This window comes from Lysinibacillus sp. FW301-JW8, assembly GCF_058788755.1.
Genome location: NZ_JBYTBB010000113.1, coordinates 1 through 8,166 on the forward strand (window position 1 = coordinate 1; position 8,166 = coordinate 8,166).

General features: G+C 36.3%; 11 protein-coding genes. All 11 read right to left on the bottom strand.

The window, feature by feature from the left end:
• Positions 1–601, bottom strand: a 601-nt coding sequence (locus AC3WOM_RS25915; protein WP_492448927.1) for a transposase, incomplete at its 3' end; no start/stop codon positions are given.
• 112 nt (positions 602–713) lie between these two features.
• On the bottom strand, positions 714–848 hold the full coding sequence (locus AC3WOM_RS25920) for a hypothetical protein (protein ID WP_492448928.1): 135 nt from the start codon (positions 846–848) through the stop codon (positions 714–716).
• Positions 849–1,011: 163 nt separating this feature from the next.
• Entirely contained in the window at positions 1,012–1,281 is a 270-nt protein-coding gene (locus AC3WOM_RS25925; RefSeq protein WP_492448929.1) for a hypothetical protein, read from the bottom strand.
• 191 nt (positions 1,282–1,472) lie between these two features.
• Positions 1,473–1,721: a hypothetical protein gene (locus AC3WOM_RS25930; protein WP_492448930.1), complete on the bottom strand. Its 249-nt coding sequence runs from the start codon at positions 1,719–1,721 to the stop codon at positions 1,473–1,475.
• Positions 1,722–2,422: 701 nt separating this feature from the next.
• Positions 2,423–2,761 carry a hypothetical protein gene (locus tag AC3WOM_RS25935; RefSeq protein ID WP_492448931.1) on the bottom strand — a complete coding sequence of 113 codons (339 nt, stop codon included), beginning with the start codon at positions 2,759–2,761 and terminating at the stop codon, positions 2,423–2,425.
• Positions 2,762–3,208: 447 nt separating this feature from the next.
• Entirely contained in the window at positions 3,209–3,349 is a 141-nt protein-coding gene (locus tag AC3WOM_RS25940) for a hypothetical protein (protein WP_492448932.1), read from the bottom strand.
• 102 nt (positions 3,350–3,451) lie between these two features.
• Entirely contained in the window at positions 3,452–4,186 is a 735-nt protein-coding gene (locus AC3WOM_RS25945; RefSeq protein ID WP_492448933.1) for a hypothetical protein, read from the bottom strand.
• 171 nt (positions 4,187–4,357) lie between these two features.
• Entirely contained in the window at positions 4,358–5,164 is an 807-nt protein-coding gene (gene phnE, locus AC3WOM_RS25950; RefSeq protein WP_427546084.1) for a phosphonate ABC transporter, permease protein PhnE, read from the bottom strand.
• 10 nt (positions 5,165–5,174) lie between these two features.
• Positions 5,175–5,990, bottom strand: a complete 816-nt coding sequence (gene phnE, locus AC3WOM_RS25955; protein WP_492448934.1) for a phosphonate ABC transporter, permease protein PhnE — start codon at positions 5,988–5,990, stop codon at positions 5,175–5,177.
• On the bottom strand, positions 5,947–6,750 hold the full coding sequence (phnC, locus tag AC3WOM_RS25960; RefSeq protein ID WP_492448935.1) for a phosphonate ABC transporter ATP-binding protein: 804 nt from the start codon (positions 6,748–6,750) through the stop codon (positions 5,947–5,949). The genes phnE (AC3WOM_RS25955) and phnC overlap by 44 nt, the downstream gene beginning before the upstream one ends.
• A gap of 136 nt (positions 6,751–6,886) precedes the next feature.
• Positions 6,887–7,927: a phosphate/phosphite/phosphonate ABC transporter substrate-binding protein gene (locus tag AC3WOM_RS25965; RefSeq protein WP_492448936.1), complete on the bottom strand. Its 1,041-nt coding sequence runs from the start codon at positions 7,925–7,927 to the stop codon at positions 6,887–6,889.
• Between the last annotated feature and the right edge of the window lie 239 nt (positions 7,928–8,166).

The following is an 8,166-nucleotide window of genomic DNA, read 5'->3' on the forward strand; positions in this document are numbered from 1 at the left end:
AGAGCACGGCTTCGATGATCGTACGCGATGTATACCAGCTATCGCACAAAAAATACGATGGCTGTTTGAATAACGGCAGTTGATTTATCATCTCTAACGAAAGTTGAATTTTACTGTCGGTTGTTTCTTTATCGAATAATCGAAAATCATATGGATATGCGTGTTGCCCTGATTTCATCATCAGTTGCACAACTTGATGCCCCCAAACACTTTTCCCATCTGTGTGCGAGAAATGGTAGCCACAGCTTTCAGTTGGTTGGGCTGCCCGTGACGAAGGCTTTGTTTTCTTGGCAATCGTGTCGTCGAGTAAGAGAAATACAGGTTCATCTTGAGCCATGCTTTGCCGCACGTATTTTTGTGATTGTCTTAAAAGATAGGTTTCATTCCATGGGCTATTTTTAAGGAAATGCCCAAGTGTTGTACGATGCTTTTGGTGGTGGCTAAAAGCATGAATCTCTGTTAGTTTGCCTGTAAAACCAATGCTCGACATCCCATCGATAAAATGGGTCAAATGCTGTAAAACGGGCTTTGAAAAGTAAAAAGGCAATTGCCAATCAAGAAACCCTTTGTTGATTTGTTGGTGATATGTTAATCTATTCATCAGACAGATACGCTCCTTTGGTGGATGATTGGGTCAGAGCTTTCATTTTAACCAAAAGGGTGAATTCTGTCTTTTTATTTTGCTTGATGGTAATTATTTGAAGAGTATTTGCTCATTTAGAGTTATAAAGAGTTAATGCCTGCTCAGCCTTACTATTCGAGGTTAATGACAAAACCTCTGCTGGACCTGAAAAATCTAATATATCAACATAGTCATATATCAAAATTCCAACTTTTCTCTTTTTCATTTTTATCCCCCACCCTCAATTTCCATTATCTCACTACTCAAGGATACTCGAACTAGCTGTCAATTGTATGACGATAAGTAATCTTATACACCCACTCTATCCATCCAACTTCACCTCAAATCAGAAACAGATGAGAACCTTTATAACGCTTCTTAAAGATACTTTATTTTGAATAAATACCTTTACCATTGTGGATGGCAAGCCTAAAGTGTAGTAACAAACCACCAATTGTTGTAAAGTTACAAGGTGCTGATTTTGCTTGTTTAGGAAATGTTTCTTCATACCATTTCCGAGTGATTTTATTATTATTTTGTAATTCATAGAAAGCAGCTTCTAATTCCACATAGCTTACTTTTTTATAGTCACCTATCTTCCCAATAGAATAGCAAATTCCTTTCTCATCAACTCTTATAACTCTACTAGGCACTTTCATTTTATGAAATACTAAGTCTTCATGAATTGCATTTTTAAAAGATGGAAAATCTATCTTTTACACCTACTTTCATATTGTATATTTTATAGATTTATTCATTTTCATATGCATATCTAATTAATGTATTATCCAGTATTTCCGATTCGATTACTCCTGATAAATAATATAGCTTTAACCAGTATGCATTATTTTCAAGATAAGTATCCAAATGCTTTGCTAATATTAACTTCCGTAAGTTCTTTAACAATTATCATAGGAGGCATAGCTGGAAGATATTCAAGCTCCTCTTTTTCCATCAATGTCTCAAGATTTTTTGGGGTACATACAACTAGTGTGTAGGAAAAACCATCATCTAGCTTTACAAAAATATCAATGTTATCATCTTTAATATCAGTTATTTGTGATAATGCAGTTGGATATTCAATGTTAGTGATTTTCATATTAAACTCTCCTATTATTTTAGGATTTTTTTAAAATATCATTCTCGTAAAACATCTATACAATTATTCTCTTACTATTCATCTAAAATTACCACTCAGTCATTCATCTTAGCATTTTCGCTAACTTAATGGATTTTGATTTCCATTTATATTTTACCAAATTAACCATACTTTTTTAATGGGGCGTAGCTTGCGTGGTACAGGAATGTTTGAGTTATGGGCTAATTGCTAAACTTTTGTTGTTCTGTAAATTCTTTTTGATTGCTATCTATTAACACTACATGATAAACTATTTCTGCACTTCAAAGGGCATAATCAATTCTGGGCTGTAGCGTTTTCCAACGCCGCAGCTTTTTCTTTTATCTTTATATCACATTGAAAATAGCTAACCACACTCAAACCGCATTATACAGGCATTATGATTCAAAAGCATTTAATGTGAAATGGATTCATATAATATCTAAAAACATCTATAAACTAAATCAATACTTTGTGATTTTAAACTAAGTAAAATAAAGCATAAAAATGAAATATTTTGGGACTATGCGGTGCTAGACTAGAGTTTACAAAATATGGCGAGTATGTGTATGGGAATGTGTGAGTGAGATTGGGGTTAATTATTAATCAATTATATGAATAACTTACTTTTATAAATAAAGCACTGTTTGGCACAGCGCATTTCTAGGTACATAAATTAACCCTCACAGATAATTGTTAAAGGTTACTTTATTTTCAAAATAACTACAGTTAGCACAAAGATAATCTTTATTTATAAATATAGAACTGTACATATTTGACCAAGGAATATGTTCAGAACATCTTTCACATTTATCTACATACTTATCACGTAAAATACCATTCTCTAAAAAGACATACCATTGTTGATCCGATAAACTTTCAGGTCCATTTTTTATGACAAGCAACGATATTTCTAACGCTTCACCATCGTCAAATCTATTCTCACTAATTAATTCTTTTAAATATGAAATAAATTTAGATGGTTCTCTTAATATTCTTTGTTTAAGCTGTTCTCTTTGCATAAAACCTCTCCTCTTTCCATCTACTTCAATTCGACAAAAGGAGAGAATTTCCTTTTATTTCTGGCAATAAAAATAAAGCTTGTTTGTATTTCATCGTCTTCGCTGTAGTTACCCACACTTTTGTTTTAAGGACAGTGCTTTAACCCCATAATACACAATTTTTTTATATACTTTGATTGATCAGCCCCTTCCACTGCATGTAATAGCAACCACAAAAAAAGCACTCTTTCATAAAATTGAATAGGTACTTTTGTATAAATAACGCCTTCAAACCTTACGTATACTATTATTGACGGTTTCGCCTGTTGGGGGTTACTATAATGTTAGTAAGATTCTTGTCGTGAGAATCGCATGTAGTACAAACGCTCAAGTGGCTCTTGGGCGTTTTTTTATTTTATCCAAAGGAAAACACCACCCAGCAAAAAATACTGAATGGCGCTTCCTTTTTTATAGCATCATACGAAAGAAACGGTAAACAATATCTAACACACGATATAAATCTGTTGCGTATCGAAAGATGGCTAGTCTTACTTCACGTTGTTTCTCTTTTTTAGCCTTACTCTTTTCTTGTCGTGATAACTTAGGCATCTACTCTCATGGAGTGATGCTTTTTGTGTACAGAGGTAAAAAGTGGGGCTAGCTCATAGCTAACCCCACTCAAACCGCCTTATTTAGATATTAACAAAGCCTTTATGATTCTAGTACATTTAAAATTACATCAAGTTCATTGACCGCAAGATCAAGACGTTCTTTTGCCTCGATGTTTTGCTGCTTTAATTGACTAAACTCTAGCAAATTTTTCTCATGCTTGAGTTTGATAGAGGACAAACGTTCAATTCGTGCCTCCAACTTTTCAATCGCTTGCTCACAAACGGCTGACCAAAGCTTTTCTGACTTTTGCATTTCAGTCGTGGATGGGTTGTGTTGACGCATAATTCGTGCATAGATCGCTTCAATTTGCTCAATTAATTCTGAGTAAAAATGTCGCTCAACACGAGTCGTTTGGAATGTTGGGTGCTCTACCTCTTTTGCATATGGGGTAATTTGACGTAGTAGCTTCCCTGCATTTTCGCCGAAACCATGTGATAGATTCAGGACATTCATTAATTGCAATAGTAAACGGATTTCTTCAAGATTGATCAGCTGTGAATCAATGCTTTCCTTAAGCTTTAACGATTCCATATAGCGTTGATCAAAGTGCTCAATTTCGCCATTGCGTTGCTCTACTAAATGTACACTTGCATTGTCTTTTAAGCTTTTAATATAGCGAATGGCATGGCTCTTTAGCTCTTCCATCGACAGCAAGTTGTCATTGTCTTGTTGTGGTTTTTCTCGTTGAACATACGCAAATGCATCCATTTTTTTGGGCCATTTTGCTGCTGGGGTTTCTTCTAAGACATTATAGCGTATATAAATTCCGTGCATTCCATATCCTCCAAGTCCATTTAACAAGTATCTCTAAAGACAATAAATCGAATACGGTATTTTTTCAAGTAAAAAACTTTTAATATTTGAAAATCCTTCATTTGAACAATGTTAAAAAATCCCGAATAGTTGATTCTATTCAGGATTTTATATAATGAGAACTTGCTTAGCTTATCCTCTGACAAGCTTAGTTCTCACACGGTTTGACATATATTCTACCATTAAAATAAGTAATATTAATCCTACTAAAATAGACCCTACCTCAGACCATTTATATGCATTCATCGCAAAAATAAGAGGTGCACCTATTCCTCCAGCCCCTACTAAGCCAAGTACAGTTGCATCTCGTAAATTCATATCAAAGCGATAGATCACAATCGATAAAAATAACGCCGTCAACTGTGGCCATATTCCAAAACGAATCTTCTCCATCATCGTACAGCCGAGAGCCTCCATCGATTCTAATACACTCTTATCCAAATCCTCAATCACATCGACATATAGCTTGGATAGCATGCCTATGGATGTTAACGACATCGTGAGCACACCAGCAAATGGTCCTTGACCTGTTACCCGAATAAACATAAGACCGTATACAATCGCAGGAATGGTACGTATAATGATTAATAGTAAACGCACCACAAATGCAATAGGCTTAGGCACGATATTCGAGGCAGATAAGAAGGCTAATGGAATAGCTAGAAATGCTCCTACAATCGTACCAAGAAAGGCAATGGCCATTGTTTCAATTAATAAATAAGGAATCCCACCAGTGGTCGCATTAAATAGTAATGCCCAATCTGGCTGCAGCAGCCCTACTAATATATTCTTTGCAATTTTTGCCCCATTGTTTGATATCGAGTCAACATGTATCGTTGATATCGACCATATAAATAGCAGACCTAAAATTACAAGGGTTAGAAAGTATGACATACGTCGATCCGGTTGTAATTGTAATTGCTTTTCGATGACATTCATAGCTTCACCCCTACATTAATCTCTTACGAAAATATTCACTAGTTGATTCAATGATAAAAACAGTGCAGACAAGCATTAGTAAAATCATGCCTACATTTGCATAGCTTCTCCACCCCAAGCTTTCATTAAGAAGCAAACCAATCCCACCAGCACCGACATACCCTAGAATGGATGCATAACGGACATTTCCCTCAAAGCAAAATAATGATGTTGATAAGTAATTTGGGAGAATTTGCGGCAAAATGGCATAGCGAAATGCCTGAATGGTTGACAACCCCATTGAATGCATAGCCTCAAATGCCCCCATATCAACATTTTCAATTTGTTCATATAAAAGCTTTCCCACATATGCAATTGTGAATAAAAAGATTGCAATAGTACCAGCCATCGTTCCAAGCCCAAATATGAATGTTGCGATCAGCGCGATGATTAATGTTGGTAATGTTCGAAGTAAGCTCAATATAAATTTGCTTAACATCGCAATCCATCTATTTTTGGTAATATTGGCTGCAGCAAGCATAGCAATAGGCAAGGCACAAATAGCACCTGCTACGGAGCCAAGCAATGACATTTTAATGGTATCGAATAAAGACTGCCATAGCTTCGCTACATATCCCCAATTAGGTGGAACCATCTGCTGTACAATCACGAAGAATTGATTCATTCGATCCCTCAAAACCTCTAGGCTAAATCCCGTAATTCGGATCGAAAGCAATGTTAAAGCAAAGAGGATAAGCCATATTAGCGGCATAACGGAGCGCTTTTCTAGCACTTCCTTACCATTAGGCAATACTATTTTTTTCGGCAATAGTAGCTTCCATTGCATGACGGTTTACACCTCTCCCCACTTTCGTATCGTTATAAATAAAAGCAAGCGTTTCCTCGTTGATTTCATTCGCCCTTCCATCAAAAACGATTTCCCCATTCCTTACACCAATAACACGCGTTGCATAAGACAATGCCAAATCAACGTGATGAATATTAATTAAAATAGTCATGTTTAGTTCTTGATTGATACGTTTAAAGTCTTCCATCACTTGCTTAGCTGTCACAGGGTCCAATGATGCTACAGGCTCATCCGCTAAAATAATTTGGGGATTTTGAGCAAGTGTACGTGCCAAGGCTACACGCTGCTGCTGGCCGCCGGATAACTGATCTACTCGTACATAAGCCTTCTCTAAAATCCCTACCTGATCCAGTGCCATTAATGCTTGAAGCTTCTCTTTTCTTGTAAAAACGCCAAAGAGTTTTCGCCAAAAGGGTATATTAGGAACAAAGGAAACAAGGACATTTTTCAAAACGGATACACGTGTTACCAAATTAAAGGATTGAAATATCATACCAATATTTCGACGCAGATTTCGTACCTCTCTGCCCTTTAACTGACCTACATTAATAGCATTTACTCGCAACGTTCCCCCTGAGATATCGTGCATTTTATTAATACAGCGCAATAATGTTGATTTCCCTGCACCTGATAAACCGATAATCGCAACGAACTCCCCCTGCTCAATTTCAAGATTAATGTGATTTAATGCAAGAAAGCCATTGGGGTATCTTTTTTCTACCTCTTTAAACTCGATCATAGTAACGCTCCTTTTATGATAGAGGAATTGCATCATAGGCTAAAAATTAAGAATCTGCGAGGCTTTCTGCGGATAAGCCGCAAGCCTCGCAGATTCAGTAAACATTTCTATGATGGTCAGTCCTTTTTCATGCTATTTACTTCGAACCAAGATTTTGAACTAACTCCTGTGCCTTACGCTCATTGTCATAGTCGCTATCCTTTGCTGCCTGATAGCCTTCATGACTGTAGATCGCAATTACTTCCTTCCCTTTTTCAGAATTACCAATATTAATGAAGGCTTGCTGAATAGCCTTCTTTAATTCGTCATTCATGACTTTTGAATTTGTACTGACACTAATTGTGTCATTATAGATCGCAGGCATAACACCAAGTAAGTCTGTTTCCTCCCAAATAGAAGCGGAGCGATTAAAATCTCCTTGCCAGCTTTCCTCATAATCACGACGTGCATCTGCGTACGTCACTAGGACATCTGTTTGTCCCGCAGCTAACCGTGCAAAAGCATTACCATAGGAATCAGCCTGTACAACCTGTGCTAAATCAGGAATTGTTTTATTAAATTTCTCATGCAACCATAATGTTGGATAAATATAGCCTGCAGGTGATGAGCTTGACATAACATTCCAAGTAACATTATTTAAGTCCTCAAACGTTAATTCCTCACCATTATTTACTTTCGCTGCTAAAGCCTTTCCTTTCTCCGATGGACCAGCAACTAAAATTGCTCGATAAGATGTTGTTTGTGCTGTTGTTGGTGCAGTAGGCTCATTTTTATTCCAATCAATAGGATTATCTGAATCATTGCTTAAGCCTGCACGTGTCGCTGTTAATATTACTTCAGCGCCATCATCATAAAGTACATAAGTCCCTCCTGGAATTAAACCAATATCCGTAGTTCCAGCAGACAACGCTTCGCCAACCGCTTCAAAATTTGTTCCAACAGTAATATCAATTTCACCTACATCAAAGCCTAATCCTGCTAACTCGTCCTTTAGTAAACCCTTTAAAGGTTCTGTTGCTGTAATAATTTCATCAGGATCTCGGGAAGGCACAAAGCCGATTGTTAATTTTTTTACGGATTCATTCCCACTTGCATCAGAGGAAACATCTACTGTTTCTTCATCATCAGCTGTTTTAGAGGCCTCATTTCCACATGCCATCAGCAATATTGAAAGCATGAATGTTATTCCGAAAAATAGTGATTTTTTCAAATTTTTGTCCTCCTCATGTTTGAAATGCTTCCTCAGTATAAACAGTGAATATTTCCCTAGTGTTAATAAGGGATAAATATATGTATCTATTTCGTAAAACAATATTTTGATATTGTAAAGACATGAAATCACTAGCATTGCATAAATATTAACCGAAATTTCAGTTTTATTTTTTTCTACTATTAGAAGAAAAACAAAGACACGTA